Consider the following 22748-nt stretch of genomic DNA (forward strand, 5'->3'; position numbering starts at 1 on the left):
AGATGTGTATAAGAGACAGGGGGTAGGGCCCGCTACGAAGCCCCGGGCGCCCCTGCCGCGGTGGCAGCGAGCCGCCCGCGCCGGCCGTCCGGGTCACGCCCGGCCTCCACGGCGGCCGCCGCGTCGTCGGCGAGGTCGACACCGAGGTCCGCAGCCCGGCGCTCGGCCCGGCGGGCCCAGGCGGCGGCCTGTTGGCAGTCGGGGCATTCGGTCTCCCCGGCCATGGACCGGAAGACGTGTTCGGTCCCGGGTCCGGCGCAGGTGACGAGGGGTGCGACGTACCGGGGAACGGCAGGCGGAGGCGGGGGCGGCGGGTCCGAGGGCGGGCGCACCTGCTCGACCTCGTGTACGGAGACGGCGGCTTCGGGGGGCATCCTCTGCCCACGGCACACCGGACGCCGTCCTGCGGCAGGAGGACAACACACTTCCAAGGCCCCGCAGCACCATTCTTCGCCCACCCCTCCTACTCCGCCCCCGACTCCACCTGCGTCAGCGCCTCCGTGATCATGCAGGTCGCGAAGTTCTGGTCGTCCGTCATGCGGTTGATGTGTTCGGCGAGCAGGAACGCCGTCGCCTCCAGCGGGGTCCGTTCTGCTTCCGTCCAGTCGCCGTACTGCTTGCGCCAGAGGGTGGGGCTCAGGCCGGTGGCGGCCGCAATGGCCAGGCCCGCCATCGTGGGTACGGCCTCGGGCGGGACGCTCCTCGGCAGCATCTTCAGGGAGGTGACGAGAGTCGGGACCACGTATTCGACGACATCCTTCTCGTGCGCCTCGTGGGCCTCCCGGAGCCACTTCATGTACAGGTAGATGAGCGTGCATGTTCCGTCCCGCACATCGTCGATGCCCTCCGGGCCGCGCGACGAGAGCAGTTGCTGGATCAGCTGCTCCTGTTCGGGGTCGGTCCCGCTCCTGCCCGCGTGGACGGTCCTGAGCCGTGAGTCGATCAGCATGAGCGCCGCGCCCACATCGCCGGCGGGAGCGTGTCGAGGTTCGAAGGGCGACACGGCAGAAGTCCTTTTCGGGGAGGCTGCGGGTGGGCAGCGCGCGGTGTCCGGGTGCGCTCCGTACCTCTGCGCACTCGGACGACTACGCAAACGACTCTCCACGATCCCCGGCGGCCCCGCCCCGCACTTCGTGAATTCGGCCCGCCCCCGCCGTCACTTCCGCCAGAACAGGTGATGCGTCATGCCGCTCGGGCTCGGGACGACGTCCACGTGGTAACGGTCGCGCAGGTCGTCCGGTGAGTCCCACAGGCGCAGGCCGGTCCCCAGCTTCACCGGGGCGACCGCCACGTGCAGGGTGTCGACCAGGCCGGCGTCGAGGAACTCACGGATCGTGGTCACTCCGCCGCCGAGTCGCACGTCCTTGCCGCCCGCCGCCTCCCGTGCCCGGTCGAGGACCGTCGCCGGGTCGCCGTCGACGAAGTGGAACGTGGTGTCCGACAGGGTGAGCGACGGGCGCTTGTGGTGGGTCATCACGAACACCGGTGTGTGGAACGGGGGTTCCTCGCCCCACCAGCCCTGCCACTCGTGGTTCTCCCAAGGGCCGCGCTGGGGGCCGAACTTGTTGCGGCCCATGATCTCGGCGCCGATGTTGTGCGCGAAGTCCCGCGTGAGGTAGTCGTCCAGGCCCCGGCTCCCGCCCGGCTCCGTGCGGTTCGGCCAGCTCGCCGTCGCCCCGGCCCAGGAGAAGAGCCGCTCGGGGTCGACGTGACCGAACGGCCGCTCCAGCGACTGCTCCTCACCGGCGGCGATACCGTCGCTCGACACGGTGAAGTTCTGGACTTTCAGCAGCTGGGTCACGCGTTCCTCCTGCTTCTGTGCGGTCAACGACGGTGGTGGGACTTCCCGGGCAGGGAAAACTCATCGGTCGAGGGGCAGGGATCACCTCCTCTCACCCCATCACACCGCACACGCTTCAGCGATCCAGGGAGTCCTCGTGAGCGATCAGTCCGGCCGCCAGGCCCGTAAGCCGTTCCTGTACGTCGTCGTCTGCGCGGCCGGGGTCGCCCGTGACATCGACCGGCTGTTCGTCGCGGCGCGGGACGCCGGGTGGGAGGTGGGCGTCGTCGCCACCCCGCAAGGGCTCGGGTTCCTCGACGTGGCGGCCGTCGAGGAACGGACCGGATACCCGGTCCGCTCCGCCTGGCGCTCACCCGGAGACCCGCGCCCGCTGCCGGACCCGGATGCCATCGCCGTCGCGCCCGCCACGTTCAACACCATCAACAAGTGGGCGGCCGGGATCTCGGACACCCTGGCGCTCGGCATCCTCTGCGAGGCGTACGGGCTCGGCGTCCCCACCGCCGTCCTCCCCGCCGTGAACTCCGCCCTCGCCGCGCACCCGGCGTACGTCGAGAGCCTGCGGCGGCTGCGCGGCATGGGCGTCCTCGTCAGCACCCGCACCCCGCACACGCCCACGTCCGGTGACGCGGCCCCCTTCCCGTGGGAGGACGCCCTGGAGCTGCTGGCGCCCGTGCTCTCCGCGCGGACCTGAGCGCGCAGGAAAGTATTTTCCTGCGTGGAAAATGAATGCCATCATGAAAGCCCTCAGGCACCCGCACCCCTGGAAGGCCCCCCGCATGCCCATGTCCTCTTCGCCGTCACCCACACCGTCGCGGGAGAACGCGGCCGAGCGCCCCGACGCCTCGGCGGAGTACGCGGCCGGTGCACTGCGCGACGTACGGCTGGCGCAGGAGCGCGCCGGGCTCCGGGCGGGCACGACGCCTGCCTGGTACGGACCGGCCGCAGCGGCCGCCCTGGTGGGGCCGAGCGTGGTGCGGGCCTGGAGCGACGGCCGGGGCGGGGCCGCGACGGTCGTCGCGCTGCTCGTGTCGGTGCTCGGGCTCGGCGTCGTCGTCGCGCTCGCGCGGGCCGCCCGGCGGGGGGCCGGCGTCCTGGTGGGGCGATCCTGGTCCTCACGATGGGGGCGGAGCCGGGTCGCACTGCCCGTCGTCTTCGCGGCCGGAGCGATCGCGGGGGCCGCCTGCTGGGCGGCCGGGGCGAGCCAAGCCGCCCTCCAGATCGGTGCGTTCGGCGTGTGGGGGCTCGGAGTGTGGGGCGCTTGCCTCGTGCGTAACGCGTCCATCCAGCGGGCCCTACGGGAGCTCGCGTGAGGGGCGGGGCCGACCGGGACGACAGCCCCGCCCCGTGCGACGGGCCCGCCCTGGACAACAGCCCTCCGCGCGGTGACAGCGCCGCCCCGGACGAGAGACCCGCACAGAGCGACAGCTCCGCCCCGGACGAGGCCCCCGCGCTGGACGGTGTCATCCACCATCCGACCCGGCTGACCCTCGTCGCCTTCCTCTCCGCCTGCGACGAGGCCGAGTTCGCCGCCGTGCGCGACGGTTGCCGGATCTCCGACTCGGCCCTCAGCAAGAACGCCTCCGCGCTGGAGGCCGCGGGCTACCTCCACGTACGCAAGGGACACGTCGGCAAGCGGCCCCGGACCTGGCTGTCCCTCACCGCCGCCGGGCGACAGGCTCTGGACCGGCACCTCGCGGCGCTCCAGGACCTGGTGGCCGCGGCCCGCCACGCGGCGGGCTCGGTCGGCCCGTAGCACCCCCGCACCCGAACACCCACGGGCGATTTCCGGCCAGAGCAGTGAGGCCGCCGCTGGCGGGAACGCATGAGGGTGCCTGGTCACACCGCCCCGTACGGCTGGCAGCCGGAGCCCCCTGACGGATTTTCGCCGCCCGATAAGGTAATGGCCGGATAAAGAGGTCACCAAGTGCGCGCGCACCGCCGCACGTCTCGGGAGGAAGCCATGGGAACCCGCCGCACGTCACTGCCCGGAGTGGGTGCTCAGTACGACTTCACCACCGAGACGGGCCAGCACATCTCGGTCGTCGTCCACCACGACGGCCGCCGGTTCATCGGGTTCTACGAACAGGACGACCCTGATGCGTGCCGACTCTCCGTCCCCCTGACGACGTCCGAGGCCACCGCGCTCGCGCACCTCATCGACGCGGCGCCCATCGACGCCGTACGGACCAAGGGCATCGACCTCGTCACCGAGCACATCCCGCTCGGGACCCGCTCCCCGTACGGCGGGCGGCTGCTGGGGGAGACGCGGGCACGGACACGGACCGGGGCGTCCATCGTGGCGGTGCTGCGCACCCACAGCGCGCACCCGTCGCCGGAACCGGATTTTCGACTGGCCATCGGGGACACACTCGTCGCCGTCGGTACGCGTGAGGGCGTCGACGCGCTCTCCGAGATCATTGCGGAGGGCTGACCGTGCATGACACGACCGCGTTGCTGGTGGAGCTGGGAGCCGTCATCCTCGGGCTGGGGCTCGTGGGACGGATCGCCGGGCGGATAGGCCTCTCCCCGATCCCGCTCTACCTCCTCGCCGGGCTGGCGTTCGGGCACGGAGGGCTGATTCCGCTCAAGGCCAGCGAAGAGTTCACCATGGTGGGCGCCGAGATCGGCGTCATCCTGCTGCTTCTCCTGCTGGGGCTCGAATACAGCGCGTCCGAGCTGGTCACGAGCCTCAAGACGCAGTATCCGTCCGGCGTCGTGGACTTCGTGCTCAACGCGACGCCCGGCGCCGTCGCCGCCCTGATCCTCGGCTGGGGGCCCGCGGGCGCCGTCGCGCTCGCCGGTGTCACCTGGATCTCGTCGTCCGGGGTGATCGCGAAGGTCATGACCGATCTCGGCCGGCTCGGCAACCGCGAGACCCCGGTCGTCCTCGGCGTCCTCGTCATGGAGGACCTGGCGATGGCGGTGTACCTGCCGCTGCTCACCGCCATGCTCGCGGGGGTCAGCCTGGCCGGCGGCAGCCTCGCGCTCGTGATCGCGCTCGGGGCCGTCGGACTCGTCCTCTACCTGGCGCTCCGCCACGGCCGCCTGATCAGCCGCGCGGTCTCCTCCGACAACCCGGAGATGCTGCTCCTGGTCGTCCTCGGCCTCACCGTCCTGGTCGCCGGTGTCGCCCAGCAGCTCCAGGTGTCCGCGGCCGTCGGCGCGTTCCTCGTCGGCATCGCGCTCTCCGGCGAGGTCGCCGAGGGCGCCCGCAAGCTGCTCACCCCGCTGCGGGACCTGTTCGCCGCCGTGTTCTTCGTCTTCTTCGGGCTCTCCACGAACCCGGCCGACATCCCTCCGGTGCTGCTGCCCGCGGCCCTGCTGGCCATCGTCACCACCCTCACCAAGATCGCCACCGGCTGGTACGCCGCCCGGCGCGCCGGCATCGGCTCGCGCGGCCGCTGGCGGGCGGGCGGCACCCTCGTGGCGCGCGGCGAGTTCTCCATCGTCATCGCCGGTCTGGCCGTGGCCACCGAGCCGCGCATCGGCCCCGTCGCCACCGCGTACGTCCTGATCCTCGTCATCATCGGCCCGCTCACCGCCCGGTGGACGCAGCCCGTCGTGGCGAGGATCGAGGCCCGCCGCGGCGGCGGCAAGGGCACGGGCACGGGCACGGGCGGCATGGAGAAGGAGCCCGTCGCGAAGTCCGCTCCCGAGCGCCGGCTGCTGTCGCAGGACGACCTCACCCCCGAACCGGCGGGCGAGACGCGCGAGTAGCCGCCGCCCGCCCCACCGCTGCCGCCCCTACCGCTCGCGGCCTCTGCCGAAGCCCCCGGACACCCACGTCGTGTGTCCGGGGGCTTCGTCGTGGGAGGTGCCCCCACCATCGACATCTACACGACTGTAGAGTTACACCGGTTCCGGGTTCGCACCGCAACGTAGGGAGACGTCATGGCTCTGTGGGATCGCATCAAGGAATCCGCGTCGTCGATGCAGACGCAGTTGGAGGCGAAGAAGCACGACTTGAAGTCGGGGTCGTTCCGGGACGCGAGCATGGCCATGTGCGCTCTCGTTGCCGCCGCCGACGGTTCCATCGACCCGTCGGAGCGCCAGCGCGTCGCGACGCTCATCTCGACCAACGACGTCCTGCGGAACTTCCCCGCGGACGACCTTCAGCGCCGCTTCAACGCCTACGTCGACCAGCTCACCACCGACTTCGCGTTCGGCAAGGTCAGCGTGGTCCAGGAAATCGCCAAGGCGAAGAAGAAGCCGGCCGAGGCCCGTGCCGTCATCCAGATCGGCATCGTCATCGGCGGCGCCGACGGCGACTTCGACGCGTCCGAGCAGGCCGTCGTGCGGGAGGCGTGCTTCGCGCTCGACCTGCCGCCGCACGAGTTCGACCTGTAGGGAGCATCCACCAGGACCGCCGGTGCGGTCGCGCGGTCCGGCCGACCACCGGTCCGCGTCCCCGTCCCCACCGGCAGGCCGGGGGTACGTCACCCCCTGAGCGCGCCCCCGGCCACCCTTCCCTCCCGCCGCTCCGGCAGGCGGCCGTCACAGCTCCTTGGCCGGCCAGTCCAGCAGCCGGGCCCCGATGACCGCCGTCTGCAGGCTGTAGCGGTGCACCGGGTCCGAAGGGTCCGATCCGGTCAACTGGTGGATGCGCTCCAGGCGGTACGTCAGCGCCCGTACGCTCAGCGCCAGCCGGCGCGCGGTCTCGGCGGCGACACAGCCCGCGTCGAAGTAGACCGCCAGCGTGTTCAGCAGCGGCTCCGCGCCGCCCCTCGCCTTCTGGAGCGGGCCCAGCGCGCTGCGCACCAGGTCGGCCATCGCCTGCTGGTCCCGGGTCAGCACCGGATAGACCATGAGGTCCGAGGCGTACAGGACGGGGTCGTCCATCCCCATCCGGTCCGCCAGGTCGAGGGCTTGGAGCGCCTCGTCGTACGAGTGGACCACCCCGCCGGGGCCCTTGTGCGGGCGGCCGACCGCGACCTGGCCGCCGTCCGTCGCCGCGTGCGCCTGCTTGGCGAAGTAACGCAGGACGTCCGGCTGGCTGCCCGGCGCGATGCAGACGATCCGGCCGTCCTTCGTCGTCAGCAGGATCTTGCGGCCGCTGAACCGCGCCAGCAGCGCCGCCTCCACACTGCGCGGCACCACGTCCGTCTCCGTGTACGCCTCCGGGCCCGACGCCACCGCCACCGCGTGCGCCCGGGAAAGCCGCAGGCCGAAGCGGGTCGCCCGCTCCGCGAGCCGCACCAGATCGCTGCGCCCGTAGAGCAGGTCGTCGATGAACTCCCGGCGCGCCGCCTCCTCCCGCCGCACGGTGAGCCGCTGGGCACGCTCGAAACCCTCGGCGAACGCGTCGACCGCCTGCTCCACCGCGGCCAGGACGGCGTCGGCCGCGGCAGGGGAGTTTCCGGCAGCGGCACGTGGCCAGGCCTCACGGGTCTGCGCCAGATGCATCGTCACCAGAGCGCGCAGCTGATGGCCCGCGTCCGCCGCCGCACGGCCCAGCGCACGGCGCGTCTCCAGCTCGTCACGCGTCAGGCGACGGCCAGTGAGGGCGACTTCGCCCAGAATGTGGGCGTAATCGCCCAGCATTTCCTCGGGAATCGTCAGCTCGGCCACGCATTCTCCTTCAGCCCTGCAACAGTCCGGTCATTTCCCCAACGCACACCGGGCGGTGCCGGTGCCCGGCATTAGCGAAGCGTGAAGATTGCCGGGATCCGGCAATGCGATGTGCGGGCCCAGGATGTCACGATCAGGTCAGCAACAACACGGGGGAAGCACACGGGGGAAGCACGGGGGAGCACGGGGAACGGGGGACGGAGACCTCTCCCGGGCCCCGGGTTCCGCACCGTCCACGGGGGATCGGGGGCGGTGCGGAACCCGGGTTCCGACGGGAGGAGTCCCGAGGGGGACGACCCGGCCGCTGCGGCGCGTTCCGACAGCGCCGCAAGGGCCGGGCCCCGTCGCCCGACCGCCGACCGGCCGCTCACCGCCCCCGTAACGGATCACACGGACGCGCACCGCCTCAGGGCCCGTGCGCAGAACCGCAGGGGGCGGGACCGATGGACGAATTCCTGAGCGCGGCACTCGCGTTCCCCGCCGTCATCTTCGGCGCCGCGCTGGTGGTCGTCGTCTGCTTCTGGCTGCTGGTGCTCGCCGGGGCCGCCGGCCACGACTCCTTCGACGGGGACCTCGACACCGACCCGGCCGGTCTCGGCGGTGTCCCGGTCTCCGTCTCCGTCTCCCTGCTGGTCCTCTTCGCCTGGTTCGGCAGCCTGACCGGCACGGTCCTGCTGCGCCGCGGCGAGACCGGCGGCGCCACCCGCGCCGTCCTCTCCGTCGCCGTCCTCGCCGGGGCGCTGGTCCTCGCCTGGGCGGCCGTCCGCCTCCTCGTCCGCCGTTTCCGCCGGTACTTCCCGGCGGAACCTCCGCCATCGCGGCTGGACTTCGTCGGGAACCTCTGCACGATCCGCACCGGCTCCGTCACCGCGACGTTCGGCCAGGCCGAGGTCGTGTCGCCCGACGGTTCGACGGCCATCGTGCAGGTCCGCACGGCCGAGCCGTTCCCGTCCGCCTCCCGGCTCTCCGGGCCGGCCGCCGAGGAAGCGCCGCTCGTCCTGGGCGGCTCCGGACTCCTCTACGCGTACGACGAGGACGGCGAGTTCTTCTGGGTCTCGCCCTACGACGCGGCGCTCGATCCGGGTCCGACCACCAGACCGCGCGAGCTGCCGGGCGGGGCGAACGGCTGACCCGGACGGGCCACCGGACCACCGGACACCCGGATTTCCGGCCTCCGGGAACCGCCGCCGCCGACCGGCCACCCGGCCGTCACCGTGACGACCGGCCACCCCTACTTCGCTTGTGCCACTTCCGTACCGACAAGCCGCCAAGGACTCTTCAATGGATGCCATCTCCTTGGGCATCGGCGTGCTCATCGCCGTTGTCCTGCTCATCGTCATCGCCATCGCCTTCGTCGTCACCCGGCTGTTCCGCAAGGTCGAGCAGGGCAAGGCGCTGATCATCTCCAAGACCAAGAAGGTCGACGTCACCTTCACCGGGGCCGTCGTCCTGCCCGTGCTCCACAAGGCCGAGACGATGGACATCTCGGTGAAGACGATCGAGATCCGCCGCGCCGGGCGCGAGGGCCTGATCTGCCAGGACAACATCCGCGCCGACATCCAGATCACCTTCTTCGTCCGGGTCAACAAGACCGTCGAGGACGTCATCAAGGTCGCGCAGTCCATCGGTACGGGCCGGGCCAGCGACAAGGTCGCCATCCAGGAGTTCTTCGCCGCGAAGTTCTCCGAGGCGCTCAAGACCGTCGGCAAGCAGCTCGACTTCGTCGACCTGTACACCAAGCGCGAGGAGTTCCGGGACCGGATCATCCAGGTCATCGGCACCGACCTGAACGGCTACCACCTCGACGACGCCGCGATCGACTTCCTGGAGCAGACCCCGATGGCCCAGCTCGACGGGGCCAACATCCTGGACGCCCAGGGCATCCGGAAGATCACCGAACTGACCGCGATCGAGCACGTGCGCACCAACGAGTTCCAGCGCACCGAGCAGAAGGAGATCACGCGGCAGGACGTCGACGCCCGCGAGACGATCCTGGAGCTGGAGCGCCGGCAGGCCGAGGCGGAGATCAAGCAGCGCCGCGAGGTGGAGGTCCTGCGGGCGCGCGAGGAGGCGGCCACCGCCCGGGTGCAGGAGGAGGAGCGGCTCGGTTCGCAGAGCGCGTTCATCAAGACCGAGGAGCAGCTCGGCATCCAGCGCGAGAACCAGGCGCGGGAGATCGCCGTCGCGCAGAAGAACCGTGAGCGCGTCATCGCCGTCGAGAGCGAGCGCATCGAGAAGGACCGGATGCTGGAGGTCATCGGGCGCGAGCGCGAGACCGAGCTGAACCGGATCGCCGCCACGAAGGAGGTCGAGGCCGAGCGCCGCGAGGTCGCCGACGTCATCCGGGAGCGGATCGCGGTGGACCGCACGGTCGCGGAGCAGGAGGAGTCGATCCTCACCCTGCGCGCCGTCGAGGACGCCGAGCGTTCCCGCAGGTCGGTCATCATCGCGGCCGAGGCGGAGGCCCAGGAGAAGCTGGTCAAGGACATCAAGGCGGCCGAGGCGGCGGAGGCGGCGTCCACGCACCTGGCGGCCGAGCAGCTCACGCTCGCCGAGGCCCGGCTCAAGACCGCGGACCTCGACGCGCAGGCCAAGCTGCGGCTCGCCGAGGGCATCCAGGCCGAGACGGCCGCTCCCGGGCTCGCCGCCGTACAGGTGCGGGACGCGGAGGCCGAGGTCATCGAGAAGGCCGGTCTCGCGGAGGCCGAGGCGACGGAGGCACGGCTCAAGGCCGAGGCGGAGGGCGCGCGGCTCAAGGCGCTCGCCACGGCGGAGGGCACCGCGGCCCAGGCGACCGCCGACGCGGCGGTCATCGGCGAGAAGCTGAAGGCGGAGGCCGCGGGGCTGACGGAGAAGGCGGCCGCGATGGCGGCGCTGGACGAGGCCTCGCGCGGGCACGAGGAGTACCGGCTGCGGCTGGAGGCGGAGAAGGAGATCCGGCTGGCCGGCCTCGAAGTGCAGCGGCAGGTCGCCGAGGCGCAGGCGACGGTCCTGGCGACGGGCCTGGAGAACGCCGACATCGACATCGTCGGCGGCGACTCCGTCTTCTTCGACCGGATCGTCTCGTCGATCTCGCTCGGCAAGGCGGTGGACGGGTTCGTGGAGAACTCGGGGACCGCGCAGGCGTTGGCCGGGCCGTGGCTGGACGGGTCGTCCTCGTTCACGGACGACCTCACACGGGTGCTGGGTTCGGTCTCCACGGGGGATGTGCAGAACCTGACGGTGTCGGCGCTGCTGATGCGGCTGATGGGGCCGGGGTCGTCGGGGGCGGCGTCCGGGCAGGTGCAGCAGCTGCTGGCGGCGGCGAAGGAGCTGGGTCTCGCGGATCTGCCGGTGTCGTCGCTGACCGGTGCGAAGGTTGCTCCCGCGGGTGGGGCGGTGTCCCGGAACGGGGCGGAGGCCGCGCCGGTCGGGTAGCGCGCTACCGGTCGGCCCGGCGCCTGCCCGGCGGGTGCGGGCGCCCACCCGGCGGGGTCCGGCGCGTGCTCAGCCCGTCCGCCGTTTGAGGACGGAACCCTCGGCCGGGAGGGGCGGACGGTCTGGGTGTGCGTCCCACGGGGGCGGGCGCACCAGGACCTGCCTGCCCCGCACGCCAGGAGGCCGGCCCACCGGCCGCAGGGTCCGTCCTCGAACGCCGGACGGGCTGGGTGGTGCCGGACCGGCCCGGTAACGCCAGGTCGGCCGGGTAGTGCCGGGCCGGCTGAAGACGATGGAACACGTAGGGAGCCGTACGCATGGACAGCGACACCACCGCCACCTCCACCGCGCCGCAGGACACGCAGAGCGGCGCGGGCGATGTGGACGCCGGCGCCTACGAGGTGCTGCGGCGCCGGCTCTCGGCACAGGCCGGGGAGCTGGTGCGACGGGCCGAGGCCCTCAACGTGCGGCGGACCGAGGAGTTCGGGTCGACCGGGCTGCGGCTGCTGGCCACCGAGCAGGTGCGCACCGAGCGGGCCTCCGTGCCGCGTGACCTCGTCGCGGTGGGAGGGCAGTTGCTCTTCGGTTTCGAGCGCGGGCCGGGCGCGCGCGGCGAGGCCGGCGTCGAGGACGTCCTCCTCGTACGGGACTCCGCGCCGGAGGACGGCGCTCCCGGAGCGGAGAGCACCCTCCTCGGCGGTGAGGACTTCCGGCGCGAGTTCTCCTCGCTCCACCGCTACTTCCGCGACGCCCGCCTGCTGCGGCTGCGCCGCGTCGACGGCAGGCTCCTCGCCGTCTTCCGGACCGGGGAGAACGCCGAGGACATCCGGGTGCTGCGCTGGGCGCTCGGGCCGGACGGGTCCCCGGGGGCGTTCCTCGACGCGCAGGGCGAGCGCGACCACGTCTTCCCGCCCTCCCACGACTTCGCGTGGACCGTGGCGGGGCGGGAGTCGCACATCCCGGGGCGGCACCCGCACATCGCCGTCGGCAAGGGCGGCGGGCTCTACGTCGACACGCTGGGCGGCACCCTCACCGTCAAGGTCGCCGACGACACCGAGTCCCCGGACGGGATCTACGAGGAGCCCGTCGACGAGCCGTTGCAGTCGCTGGCCGACGCCGACGTCGAGTACGCGGAGGTCGGGCCGCTGGTGCTGCTGCGTGTACGTCCGTACAAGGAGGACGCCTGGCGGCACCTGGTCTTCAACTCGCTGCTCGCCACCGTCCAACGGCTCGACGGCATCGGCCCGTCCTGCCACCGGCTCCCCGAGGACCAGGGGATCATCTTCCCCGGCGGCTACTACCTCACCACCGGCACCGCGAAGACCTTCGACACGGCAGAGGAGCTGGCCGAGCCGGTCTTCGAGGGCGCGGTCCGCTCGCCCAACGGGGAGGACGTGCTCTACGTCTTCCGCTCGCGCGACGGGCTGCGCAGCCTCCTCCTCCCCTACAACCTGATCCGCCAGGAGGTCGCCACCCCGCTCACCGGGCGGGGGCACGCGCTGCTGGACGACGGGACGCTGATCCTGCTCCGGGACACCCCGGACGGCCCCGCGCGCGTGCACCCCTTGCAGCGCTGGCAGACGCCGTACGTCTCCGACACCTACGCCGCCGCCCGCCCCGTCGGGACCGGCCCGCTCGCCCGGACCGGCAACGCCGACCTGGTGCGCGGGATCTCCGACTGTCTCGCCCTCGCCCACGGCGTACGGGACATGACGCCGACGACCGCCGTGTACGGGCGGCTCGCCGCCGACTGCGCCCGCGCCCAGGACCGCTACCACTGGCTGGCCGACCCCGAACTGGGCTGTCTCGCCGAGCCGTTGGGGCAGCTTCGGGCCACCGCGCAGCAGGTGCTGGCCGAGTTCACCGCCGTACAGGAGCTGACCCGGCGGGCCGCCGACGCGCTGGAGGAGACCGCCGCCCGCATCACCGCGCTGGTGCGCCGGGTACGCGGCGAGGTTCCCGGGTCCGCGTCCGCGTGGGTCGAGCGGCTGACCGAACTGCGGCAGGTCCACGGCCACTTGGCGACGGTCGGCGACATGCGGTACGCCGACGTCGAGCGCATCGCGGAGCTGTCGGCCCGGACCGAGGACGACATCGCCTCGGCGGCTCAGCGGGCCGTCTCCTTCCTCGCCCGCGAGGACGCGTTCGACGGCTACCACGAGGACATCGCGGGGCTGGTCGAGGACGCCGGTTCGCTGGGGACCGTCCGGGACGCCTCCGCCGTCACCGACCGGCTGTCCGCGATGACGGAGGGGCTGGCCACCGTCACGGACGTGGTCGCCGGCCTGGAGATCGGCGACGCCACCGTGCGTACCTCGATCCTGGAGCGGATCGCCGAGGTGCTGGGCGGGGCGAACCGGGCCCGCGCCACGCTCGACGCGCGCCGCCGGGAGCTGCTGTCGAAGGAGGGGCGGGCCGAGTTCGCCGCCGAGTTCGCGCTGCTCGGGCAGGCCGTCACGGGCGCGCTGGCCGCCGCCGGCACCCCGGAGACGTGCGACGACCAACTGGCGCGGCTGCTGCTCCAGCTGGAGAACCTGGAGTCGCGGTTCGCGGAGTTCGACGACTTCCTCGCCGAGCTGGCCGAGCGCCGCACCGAGGTGTACGAGGCGTTCTCGGCGCGCAAGCAGACCCTCCAGGACGAACGGGCGCGGCGCGCGGAGCGGCTGGCCGGGTCGGCGGGCCGGGTGCTGGAGACCGTCGCCCGGCGGGTGGCCTCACTGGAGGACCTCGACGCCGTCCACACCTACTTCGCCTCCGACCCGATGGTCGCCAAGGTCCGCCGCACGGCCGAGGAGCTGCGCGAACTGGGCGATCCCGTACGGGCGGAGGAGCTGGACGGGCGGCTGAAGGCGGCCCGCCAGGAGGCGGGCCGCGCCCTGCGCGACCGCACCGAGCTGTACGCGGACGGCGGATCCGTGATCAGGCTGGGCCGCCACCGGTTCGCCGTGAACACCCAGCCGTTCGACCTGACGCTCGTGCCCGCCGGGGACAGCCTCGCCTTCGCGCTGACCGGCACGGACTACCGGGCCCCGGTCACCGACCCGGCGTTCGCGGCGGCCCGGCCGTACTGGGAGCAGCTGCTCCCCTCCGAGAACGCCTCCGTCTACCGTGCCGAGCACCTCGCCGCCCGCCTCCTCGACGAGCACGGGGCGAGCCGCCTCACCGCGCTCAGCGGGCCCGAACTGGCCCGTCTGGTGCGGGAGTCGGCCGCCGAGGCGTACGACGAGGGGTACACCCGGGGCGTCCACGACGAGGACGCCACCGCGATCCTGGCCGCCCTGCTGCGCCTGCACGCGGGCGCGGGGCTACTGCGCCACGAGCCCGCCGTCCGGGCGGCGGCCCAGCTCTTCTGGGCGTACGGCGCCGACGAGACACTGCGCACCTCCTGGACCAGGCGCGCGGTCTCCCTGGCGCGGGCCCGGGACACCTTCGGGCTGGCCCCGGCCATCGGCGCCCTCCAGGAGGAGTGGGCGGCGGCGATCGGCTCCCCGTCCCCGTCCGCGCCGGGTCACGCCGTCGCCGCGTACCTCTTCGAGGAGCTGACCACCGGGCCCGCCGGATTCGTCGTGGGCTCCTCGGTCCGCGCCTTCCTGGACGCCTTCCACCGGGCAGCCGGCCCCGACGCGTACGGCGACGATCTCGCGGCCCTCGGCGACGACCCGGCAGCCCGGCAGCAGCTCGTGGAGGGCTGGCTCGCCCCGTACGCCGAGACCACCGGGGCCGGCCTCGGCGGCGGCGACCTGGCGGAGGCCGTGGCGGTGGAGCTCTGCCCGGAGCTGGAGCGGTACGCCTGCGACGCGCCGCTCACCGAGCACCTGGAGGGCCTCCTCGGCGACCACCCGCGCATCGCGGACGGCGGGGCCCTCACCGTACGGATCGACGAACTCCTCGCCCGTACATCGGAGTTCCGTACCCGCACCGTGCCCGGCTTCCGCGCCTACCAGCGGCTGCGCACCTCCCTGGTGACCGCCGAGCGCGGGCGGCTGCGGCTGGACGACCACCGGCCCCGCGTGATGTCGGCGTTCGTCCGCAACCGGCTGCTCGACGAGGTGTATCTGCCGCTGATCGGCGACAGCCTGGCCAAGCAGCTCGGCACCGCCGACGCCGACCGGCGCACCGATTCGCAGGGGCTGCTGCTGCTCGTCTCGCCGCCCGGCTACGGCAAGACGACGCTGATGGAGTACGTCGCGGACCGGCTCGGCATGGTCCTCGTCAAGATCAGCGGGCCCAACCTGGGCCACGACGTGACCTCCCTCGACCCGGACCGGGCCCCGAGCGCCACCGCCCGGCAGGAGATCGAGAAGATCAACTTCGCGTTGGAGGCGGGCAACAACACGCTCCTCTACCTCGACGACATCCAGCACACCTCGCCCGAACTGCTCCAGAAGTTCATCCCGCTGTGCGACGCCACCCGGCGTATCGAGGGCGTGCGGGACGGCGAGCCGCGCAGCTACGACCTGCGCGGCAAGCGGTTCGCGGTGTGCATGGCGGGCAACCCGTACACCGAGTCCGGCGAGCAGTTCCGGATCCCCGACATGCTCGCCAACCGGGCCGACGTCTGGAACCTCGGCGAGGTCCTCAGCGGCCGGGACGACGTCTTCGCGCTGAGTTTCGTGGAGAACGCCCTGACCGCCAACCCGGTCCTCGCCCCGCTGGCCGCCCGGTCCCGGGACGACCTGGCACTGCTGGTGCGGCTGGCGGGCGGCAGCGACCCGGCAGCCCGCGCGGAGCACCTGGACCACCCGTACAGCGCCGCCGAGTTGGACCGCGTCCTGGCCGTGCTGCGCCATCTGCTCACCGCCCGGGACACCGTGCTCGCGGTGAACGCGGCGTACATCGCCTCGGCCGCGCGGACGGACGCCACGCGCACCGAGCCGCCGTTCCGGCTCCAGGGCTCCTACCGCAACATGAACAAGATCGCCGAGCGGATCGTGCCCGTCATGAACGACGAGGAGCTGTCCGCCGTCGTCGACGACCACTACGCGGGCGAGGCCCAGACACTCACCACGGGGGCCGAGGCCAACCTCCTCAAGCTGGCCGCCCTGCGCGGGACGCTCACCGCCGAACAGGCCGAGCGGTGGGCGGCGATCACCGCGTCCTACGTCCGTACGCAGGCGCTCGGCGGCCCGGACGGCGACCCGATGACCCGGGCCGTGGCCGCGCTCGGTCTGCTCGCGGACCGGATCGCGGCGGTCGAGACGGCGATCCAGCGCGCGGCGGACCCCCGCCACCTGCTGACCGGCCCGGCGCACCCACCGGCCCCACAGGGCTCGGGCGGGCCCGACGGCCGGACGCTTCCGCACCATCATGCGAAGATCACCAGCACTCCGCACTGACCGGGAGGACCGATCCGGAAGGGATCACGGCATGCTGGGTTTCGTGCCTCCACTTCCTCAGCAGCCGGGACGCCCGCCGTCGGCCGGCCACATGATCGTCTGCGGTGACGACGCCCTGGCGCGCCGGCTCGCCGTGGAGCTGCGCTACGTCTACGGGGAGCGGGTCACCCTGCTCCTGCCCCCGGGCCGGGACGCGCACAGCCCCGAGACGCCGCTGACCCAACGGGGGCGGGCGGCGGCCCTGTTCGGCCGGATGTCGGCGGCGATGAACCGCGCGGGCAACGGCAACGGAACAGCCGGGGGCGGCACCAGCGGCAGCGGCGACCTCGACACCAACGCCGGAGTCGAGGCCGTCCGCATCATGGAGGCGCCCGAACCCTCCGACGACGTACTGGAGGAGGCGGGCGTCGACCGGGCCGCCGCCCTCGCGCTCGTCTACGACGACGACGAGCGCAACATCCGCGCCGCCCTGACCGCCCGCCGCCTCAACCCCCGTCTGCGGCTGGTCATCCGGCTCTACAACCGCAAGCTCGGGCTCCACCTGGAGGAGCTGCTCGACCAGGCGGCGGCCGTCGCCATGCCCGGCATCGACCCGGCGCTGCTGGACGCCTCCACCACCGTCCTGTCCGACGCCGACACCGCCGCCCCGGCCCTCGCCGCCACCGCGCTCACCGGCAGCAGCAAGGTCATCCAGGCGGAGGGCCTGCTCCTGCGCGCCGCCGAACGCCCCCCGCCCCGCCCCGGCGAGGCGGCCGACCCCGGCCTGTGCACCCTCGCCCTGCTCTCCTCCACCACCAACGACCCGGCGGGCGCCGAGGGTTCGGACAGCAGTGGCGACGAGGCCCCCCAACTGCTGCCCGGCGAGAGCGCCGTCGCCGCCGCGACCGGCCGGGGCACGGTGGTCCTCGAAACGGTCAGCCGGGCCGACCCGGACCGTCCGGCCACCCGCATGGGCGGCAGGGGCGCCCCGCTCTCGCAGGTCTTCTCCCGCAGGCTCCGCTGGTCTGCCCTCGGCGTCGCGGCCTCCGTGGTCGCCCTGGTGATCGCCTCGGTCGTGACCACCAAGGACAGCGTGGTGCACTCCACCTATCTGACCCTGCTCGACCTGCTGGCGATGGGCGACCCGGCCGAGGGCGGAGGGGACGCCCGGCAGATCATCCAGCTCCTCTCCGGCGTCGCCGGCCTCCTCCTGCTCCCCCTGCTGGTCGCCGCCGTCCTGGAGGCGTTCGGCACCCTGCGCACCGCGTCCTCGCTGCGCCGCCCACCGCGCGGTCTGTCGGGGCACGTGGTGCTGCTGGGGCTCGGAAAGATCGGTACGCGGGTCCTCGTACGGCTCCGCGAGCTCGACATCCCCGTGGTCGTCGTCGAGGAGGACCCCGAGGCGCGGGGCATCCCGCTGGCCCGCTCGATGCACGTGCCGACCGTGATCGGCGACGTCACCCAGGAAGGCGTACTGGAAGCGGCCAAGATCCGCCGTGCCCGCGCCCTCCTCGCCCTCACCAGCATCGACACCACGAACCTGGAGGCGGCGCTGTACGCCCGCTCGGTGAAGCCCGACCTGAGGGTGGCGCTGCGGCTGTACGACGACGAGTTCGCCACCGCCGTCTACCGCACCCTGCGCACCGCGCACCCCGGGGCCCTGACCCGCTCCCGCTCCGTCTCCCACCTGGCCGCCCCGGCCTTCGCCGGCGCCATGATGGGCCGCCAGATCCTCGGCGCGATCCCGGTCGAACGCAAGGTCATGCTGTTCGCGGCCCTGGAGGTCGCGGGGCACCCGCAGTTGGAGGGCCGCACGGTCGAGCAGGCGTTCCGGGCGGGGGCCTGGCGGGTCCTGGCGATCGACGCCACCCCGCCCGGCGACCGCACCCCCGACCTCGCCGCCCCGCTGCCGTTCGACCCGGCGGGCGACGTGGCACCGCCGCCCTCCGGCCTGGTCTGGGACCTGCACCCCGGCTACGTCCTGCGCGCCCAGGACCGGGTGGTGATCGCCGCCACCCGCCGGGGCCTCGCGGAGCTGCTGCGGCGGCAGCGGTCGGTGGTGCCCAGGCAGTAGCGCCCGGGCGGGGCGCCCGGGCGGGGCGCCCGGGCGGGGCGCCCGGGCGGGCGGCTACCGGAAGGTGCCCATCGCCTCCCGCACCTCCCCCAGGGTCCGTTCCGCGACCGCGTTCGCCCGTTCGTTGCCCTCCCGCAGCACGGAACGTACGTACGTCAGGTCCGCCGCGTACTCCGCCCGGCGGGCGCGCACGGGGGCGAGGTGGGCGTTGACCGCCTCGGTCACCGTCCGCTTGAGCGCGGCCGAACCGCCGTCACCGATCTCCGCCGCGACCTCGTGCGGGTCCCGCTCCAGGCAGAGGGCGGCCAGCAGGACGAGCGAGGAGACGCCGGGCCGGTGCTCGGGGTCGTAGGTGATGTGCCGGTCGGCGTCCGTCGTCGCCCCCTTGATCAGGCGGGCCGTCTCGTCGGCGGTGGCGCCGAGGGGAACGGAGTTCCCGCGGCTCTTGCTCATCTTGCCGCCGTCGGTCCCGAGCAGCAGGGGCGCTGCGGAGAGCAGGGCGGCCGGTTCCGGGAAGACCTGCCCGTACCGCTCGTTGAAGCGGCGGGCGATCGTCCGGGTGAGTTCGACGTGCGGCAGCTGGTCCTGGCCGACGGGGACCACGTCGCCCTTGCAGAAGAGGATGTCGGCGGCCTGGTGCGCCGGGTACGTGTACATCAGCCCGCTGACCGCGGACTGCCGCGAGTGCGCGATCTCGTCCTTGACCGTGGGATTGCGGCCCAGTTCCGCGACGGAGACGAGGCTCAGAAAGGGCAGCAGGAGCTGGTTGAGCGCGGGGACGGCACTGTGGGTGAAGACGGTGCTCCGCGCCGGGTCGATACCGAGGGCCAGATAGTCGAGGAGCAGCCCGTCCGTGTACTCCTGGAGCCGGTCGGCGGTGTCCCGGTCGGTGAGCACCTGGTAGTCGGCGATCAGGACGAACACGTCCACGCCGAGGTCCTGGAGGCGGACCCGGTTGCGCAGGGTGCCGAAGTAGTGCCCGAGGTGCAGGCGGCCGGTGGGGCGGTCCCCGGTGAGGACCCGGAAGCGGCCGGGGTCCCGGTTCAGCTGCTGCTCCAGCTCGGCACTGCGGCGCTCGGCGGGAGTGAGGACGGGGGCGGAGGCGGGGACGGCTGTGGTCATGGTGGGTGTCTCTCCTCGCGTGGGTGGATGCGTGGAGGACGGCCCCGCCGGTGAGCGCCGTTGCGCTCCGTCTCCGTGTCCGCGCCGTACGAGGGCAGCGAAAAGGGCCGTCCATGTCGAACGGCCCTGGTTCCGTGCAGATGCTGTGGCCGCTCCTAGGAGGAGCGCCACCAGTTTCGGCACGGGACGGAGGTCATGCGCCGAGTGTAGCGGCCACGGGCCCGGCGCGGAGGAGGTCCGTGTTCCTACGGGCCCACGGAGAACCCACGGCGAGCCCACGGAGAGGAGGAGCCGGATCGTGCGCCCCGGAAGGGCGCCGGGCTGCGTGGAATAGGACGGTGGAGGGCCTCGTTGTAGGGTGTAGTTCAACGTTCAACCAAATCTCGGCCGAGGCTTCCGTACTCCGGAACCCGGAATCCTGACCTCCGGCCGGCACTCAGGAAGGCGGACGCCATGCAGTTCGGGATCTTCACCGTCGGGGACGTCACGACCGACCCGACCACCGGCCGGACCCCCACCGAGAACGAGCGCATCAAGGCGACCCTGGCCATCGCGCAGAAGGCCGAGGAGGTCGGCCTGGACGTCTTCGCGACCGGTGAGCACCACAACCCGCCGTTCGTCCCGTCCTCCCCGACGACCACCCTCGGCTACATCGCCGCCCGCACCGAGAACCTGATCCTGTCCACCTCCACCACGCTGATCACCACCAACGACCCGGTGAAGATCGCCGAGGACTACGCCACCCTCCAGCACCTCGCGGACGGCCGCGTCGACCTGATGATGGGCCGGGGCAACACCGGGCCGGTCTACCCGTGGTTCGGCAAGGACATCCGCCAGGGCATCCCGATGGCCATCGAGAACTACGCCCTGCTGCACAAGCTGTGGCGCGAGGACGTCGTGGACTGGGAGGGGAAGTTCCGTACGCCGCTCCAGTCCTTCACCGCCACCCCGCGCCCGCTGGACGGCGTCCCGCCGTTCGTCTGGCACGGCTCCATCCGCTCCCCCGAGATCGCCGAGCAGGCCGCGTACTACGGCGACGGCTTCTTCCACAACAACATCTTCTGGCCCATGGAGCACACCAGGAAGATGGTCGACCTCTACCGGCGCCGCTACGCGCACTACGGGCACGGCACCGCCGAACAGGCCGTCGTCGGGCTCGGCGGCCAGGTGTTCATGCGCAAGAACTCGCAGGACGCGGTACGGGAGTTCCGCCCGTACTTCGACAACGCACCGGTCTACGGCCACGGCCCGTCCCTGGAGGACTTCACCCGCGAGACCCCGCTGACCGTGGGCTCCCCGCAGGAGGTCATCGAGCGGACGCTGACGTTCCGGGACGCGGTCGGCGACTACCAGCGCCAGCTGTTCCTGATGGACCACGCGGGGCTCCCGCTGAAGACCGTCCTGGAGCAGCTCGACCTCCTCGGCGAGGAAGTCGTGCCGGTGCTGCGCAAGGAGTTCGCCAACCTGCGGCCCGCCGGAGTGCCGGAGTCCGCGCCCGTCCACCCGGCGGTCGCCGCGGCCCGCGCCGCCCGCAGCACGGGCACCACCGGCAGCACGGACACCACCAGCACCACTGAGAAGGAGGCCTGACCTCGATGTTCGCCACCCCGCCCCTGCGCATCGTCGCCGTCTCGGCCGGGCTCAGCCAGCCGTCCTCCACCCGGCTGCTGGCCGACCGGCTGGCCGCCGCCACCCGCGAGCGTCTCGCTGCCGAACAGGACCGGAACGTCGAGGTCCGCGTCATCGAGGTGCGCGACCTCGCCGTGGACATCGCCCACCACCTGCTCAGCGGCTTCCCCTCGGCCGCGCTGCGGGAAGCGCTCGACGCGGTGACGGAGGCCGACGGGCTGATCGCCGTGACGCCGGTGTTCACCGCCTCCTACAGCGGTCTGTTCAAGTCGTTCTTCGACCTGATCGACAACACCGCGCTGACCGGCAAGCCCGTCGTGATCGCCGCGACGGGCGGAACCGCCCGGCACTCGCTGGTCCTGGAGCACGCGCTGCGCCCGCTCTTCGCCTACCTGCGGGCCGTCACCGTGCCCACCTCCGTCTACGCGGCCTCGGAGGACTGGGGCTCCTCGGGCGACGAGTACACCGACGGCCTGCCGTCCCGGATCCGGCGCGCGGGCGGCGAGCTGGCCTCCGCGGTCCTGGGCCGTACGGCCTCCGGGGCCTCCCGGGCCCCGGGTCTGGACGACGGGGAGGACGCGGTCGTCCCGTTCGAGCAGCAGCTCGCGGACCTGCGGCTGGACTGACACCTCGGGGGTGGTTCACACCGAACCGCCCCCACTTGTCCGATGTGATTACAGTGAGATCAAACGCTGTACAAGCGGGACGGAAAGGGACCGCGCTGTACCGACCTACTGAGCTGTACCGAGCTGTACCGAGCTGGAGGCAGATATGGGCAGGATCGTCGTGGGCGTGGACGGCTCCGACTCCTCGATCAAGGCACTGCACTGGGCCGTGCGCCAGGCCGAACTGACCGGAGCCACGGTGGAGGCCGTGAACAGCTGGGAGTACCCCGCCACCAGCTGGGCGTCGATGATGCCGGGCATGCCGGAGGACTTCGACCCGCAGGCCCTGGCCACCGTCTCCCTCACCGAGGCGCTGGAGGAGGCCCTCGGCGCCGAGGGAGCCGCGGCGGTCAGCAAGGTCGTGGTCATCGGCAATCCTGCCCAGGCCCTGCTGGACCGCGCCCAGGGCGCGGAACTGCTCGTCGTGGGAGCCCGCGGTCACACCGGCCTGAAAGCCACCCTTCTCGGCTCGGTCAGCCTCCATGTCACCCAGCACGCGCCGTGCCCGGTGACGGTCGTGCGCGACTGAACCGTCGTACGCGGCTTGCCCGTCCGCAGGCCCGCTCCCGCCCGCACGGCTGACGGGAGCGGGCGGGCGCGCGACGGGGCGCGACGGCTCGCCCGGGGGCGCGACGGTGCACGACGGTGCGCGACGGTGCGCGACGACCGTCTCGGCGGCCGTCTCGGCGGCCGTCTCGGCGGCCGTCTCGGCGGTAAACGAAAGGCCGTTGTCAGTGGGTACTCCTATCGTGTGGTCATGACCCCTGCTCTCTTCGGGCGCGACCACCCCGCAGGCGTACTCCGCTCGGAGATCGCCCGGGCCACGGACAGCCACGGCGGTCTCGTGCTGGTCACCGGCGAGGCCGGGATCGGCAAGAGCACGCTCGTCACCGATGCCGCGCACGAGGCACGGCGGCGCGGGGCTCTGGTGGTCGGAGGTTCCTGCTGGGACTCGGACAACACCCCCGGCTACTGGCCCTGGGTCCAGATCCTGCGCGGCCTGCGCCGGTCCGCCACCGCGGCCGAATGGGCGGCGGCCCAGGAGGCGTCGGACGGCCGGCTCGCCGTGCTCCTGGGCGACCCGGTCAGGGTCGCCCAGGGCGGTGCGGACGGTCCGGGACCCAGCACGCCATCCGCCCTGTCTCTTATACACATCT

General features: G+C 72.7%; 19 protein-coding genes. 14 read left to right on the forward strand and 5 right to left on the reverse strand.

Translation table 11 applies throughout. From position 1 onward, the window contains the following. Nucleotides 1-32: 32 nt before the first annotated feature. The 3 genes from CR470_RS20900 to CR470_RS20910 form a co-directional block, all read right to left on the reverse strand. The gene (locus CR470_RS20900; RefSeq protein WP_373561431.1) at nt 33-374 is read right to left on the reverse strand and encodes a hypothetical protein; all 342 of its coding nucleotides are present in this window, start codon (nt 372-374) and stop codon (nt 33-35) included. Between the two features lie 89 nt (nt 375-463). Next, complete coding sequence (locus tag CR470_RS20905) at nt 464-949, reverse strand: hypothetical protein (RefSeq protein WP_097869093.1); 486 nt, start codon at nt 947-949, stop codon at nt 464-466. A 207-nt stretch (nt 950-1156) separates the two neighbouring features. Next, nucleotides 1157-1801: a dihydrofolate reductase family protein gene (locus tag CR470_RS20910; protein ID WP_097869094.1), complete on the reverse strand. Its 645-nt coding sequence runs from the start codon at nt 1799-1801 to the stop codon at nt 1157-1159. 136 nt (nt 1802-1937) lie between these two features. Here CR470_RS20910 and CR470_RS20915 point away from each other — a divergent pair, with 136 nt between their 5' ends. From CR470_RS20915 to CR470_RS20940, 6 genes are all read left to right on the forward strand, one after another. After that, on the forward strand, nt 1938-2492 hold the full coding sequence (locus CR470_RS20915; protein WP_097869080.1) for a flavoprotein: 555 nt from the start codon (nt 1938-1940) through the stop codon (nt 2490-2492). Nucleotides 2493-2577: 85 nt separating this feature from the next. Further along, nucleotides 2578-3111, forward strand: a complete 534-nt coding sequence (locus tag CR470_RS20920; protein ID WP_097869095.1) for a hypothetical protein — start codon at nt 2578-2580, stop codon at nt 3109-3111. Then, on the forward strand, nt 3108-3554 hold the full coding sequence (locus CR470_RS20925) for a winged helix-turn-helix domain-containing protein (RefSeq protein ID WP_373561432.1): 447 nt from the start codon (nt 3108-3110) through the stop codon (nt 3552-3554). Before CR470_RS20920 ends, CR470_RS20925 begins: the two co-directional genes overlap by 4 nt. A 207-nt stretch (nt 3555-3761) precedes the next feature. Next, nucleotides 3762-4232 carry a cation:proton antiporter regulatory subunit gene (locus CR470_RS20930; RefSeq protein ID WP_097869081.1) on the forward strand — a complete coding sequence of 157 codons (471 nt, stop codon included), beginning with the start codon at nt 3762-3764 and terminating at the stop codon, nt 4230-4232. Nucleotides 4233-4234: 2 nt separating this feature from the next. Then, complete coding sequence (locus tag CR470_RS20935; protein ID WP_097869082.1) at nt 4235-5518, forward strand: cation:proton antiporter; 1284 nt, start codon at nt 4235-4237, stop codon at nt 5516-5518. Nucleotides 5519-5692: 174 nt separating this feature from the next. Next, on the forward strand, nt 5693-6148 hold the full coding sequence (locus CR470_RS20940; RefSeq protein WP_097869083.1) for a tellurite resistance TerB family protein: 456 nt from the start codon (nt 5693-5695) through the stop codon (nt 6146-6148). Between the two features lie 147 nt (nt 6149-6295). Here CR470_RS20940 and CR470_RS20945 read toward each other — a convergent pair whose 3' ends face one another. After that, nucleotides 6296-7369 (reverse strand): PucR family transcriptional regulator, encoded by a 1074-nt coding sequence (locus CR470_RS20945; RefSeq protein WP_097869084.1) that lies wholly within the window; start codon nt 7367-7369, stop codon nt 6296-6298. A 443-nt stretch (nt 7370-7812) separates the two neighbouring features. Between CR470_RS20945 and CR470_RS20950 the strand changes: the two genes are divergently transcribed. From CR470_RS20950 to CR470_RS20965, 4 genes are all read left to right on the forward strand, one after another. Further along, entirely contained in the window at nt 7813-8499 is a 687-nt protein-coding gene (locus CR470_RS20950) for a hypothetical protein (RefSeq protein WP_097869085.1), read from the forward strand. Nucleotides 8500-8650: 151 nt separating this feature from the next. Continuing rightward, nucleotides 8651-10786: a hypothetical protein gene (locus CR470_RS20955; RefSeq protein ID WP_097869086.1), complete on the forward strand. Its 2136-nt coding sequence runs from the start codon at nt 8651-8653 to the stop codon at nt 10784-10786. A gap of 317 nt (nt 10787-11103) precedes the next feature. Beyond that, nucleotides 11104-16122 (forward strand): DNA repair ATPase, encoded by a 5019-nt coding sequence (locus tag CR470_RS20960; RefSeq protein WP_097869087.1) that lies wholly within the window; start codon nt 11104-11106, stop codon nt 16120-16122. Between the two features lie 31 nt (nt 16123-16153). Next, entirely contained in the window at nt 16154-18175 is a 2022-nt protein-coding gene (locus CR470_RS20965) for an NAD-binding protein (protein WP_097869088.1), read from the forward strand. Nucleotides 18176-18229: 54 nt separating this feature from the next. Here the strand turns inward: CR470_RS20965 and trpS are convergent, their stop codons facing one another. Then, nucleotides 18230-19297 (reverse strand): tryptophan--tRNA ligase, encoded by a 1068-nt coding sequence (trpS, locus tag CR470_RS20970; RefSeq protein WP_097869089.1) that lies wholly within the window; start codon nt 19295-19297, stop codon nt 18230-18232. Between the two features lie 453 nt (nt 19298-19750). Here trpS and CR470_RS20975 point away from each other — a divergent pair, with 453 nt between their 5' ends. From CR470_RS20975 to CR470_RS20990, 4 genes are all read left to right on the forward strand, one after another. Further along, nucleotides 19751-20887: an LLM class flavin-dependent oxidoreductase gene (locus CR470_RS20975; RefSeq protein ID WP_097869090.1), complete on the forward strand. Its 1137-nt coding sequence runs from the start codon at nt 19751-19753 to the stop codon at nt 20885-20887. Between the two features lie 5 nt (nt 20888-20892). Next, on the forward strand, nt 20893-21552 hold the full coding sequence (locus CR470_RS20980; protein WP_097869091.1) for an FMN reductase: 660 nt from the start codon (nt 20893-20895) through the stop codon (nt 21550-21552). Between the two features lie 145 nt (nt 21553-21697). Then, the gene (locus CR470_RS20985; RefSeq protein WP_097869092.1) at nt 21698-22120 is read left to right on the forward strand and encodes a universal stress protein; all 423 of its coding nucleotides are present in this window, start codon (nt 21698-21700) and stop codon (nt 22118-22120) included. Nucleotides 22121-22348: 228 nt separating this feature from the next. Next, nucleotides 22349-22748: AAA family ATPase (locus CR470_RS20990; protein WP_143663849.1), on the forward strand; the 400-nt coding region annotated here is incomplete at its 3' end.

Origin of the sequence: Streptomyces sp. rh34 (assembly GCF_002551245.1) — a bacterium.
In the GTDB taxonomy this organism is placed as follows: Bacteria; Actinomycetota; Actinomycetes; order Streptomycetales; family Streptomycetaceae; genus Streptomyces.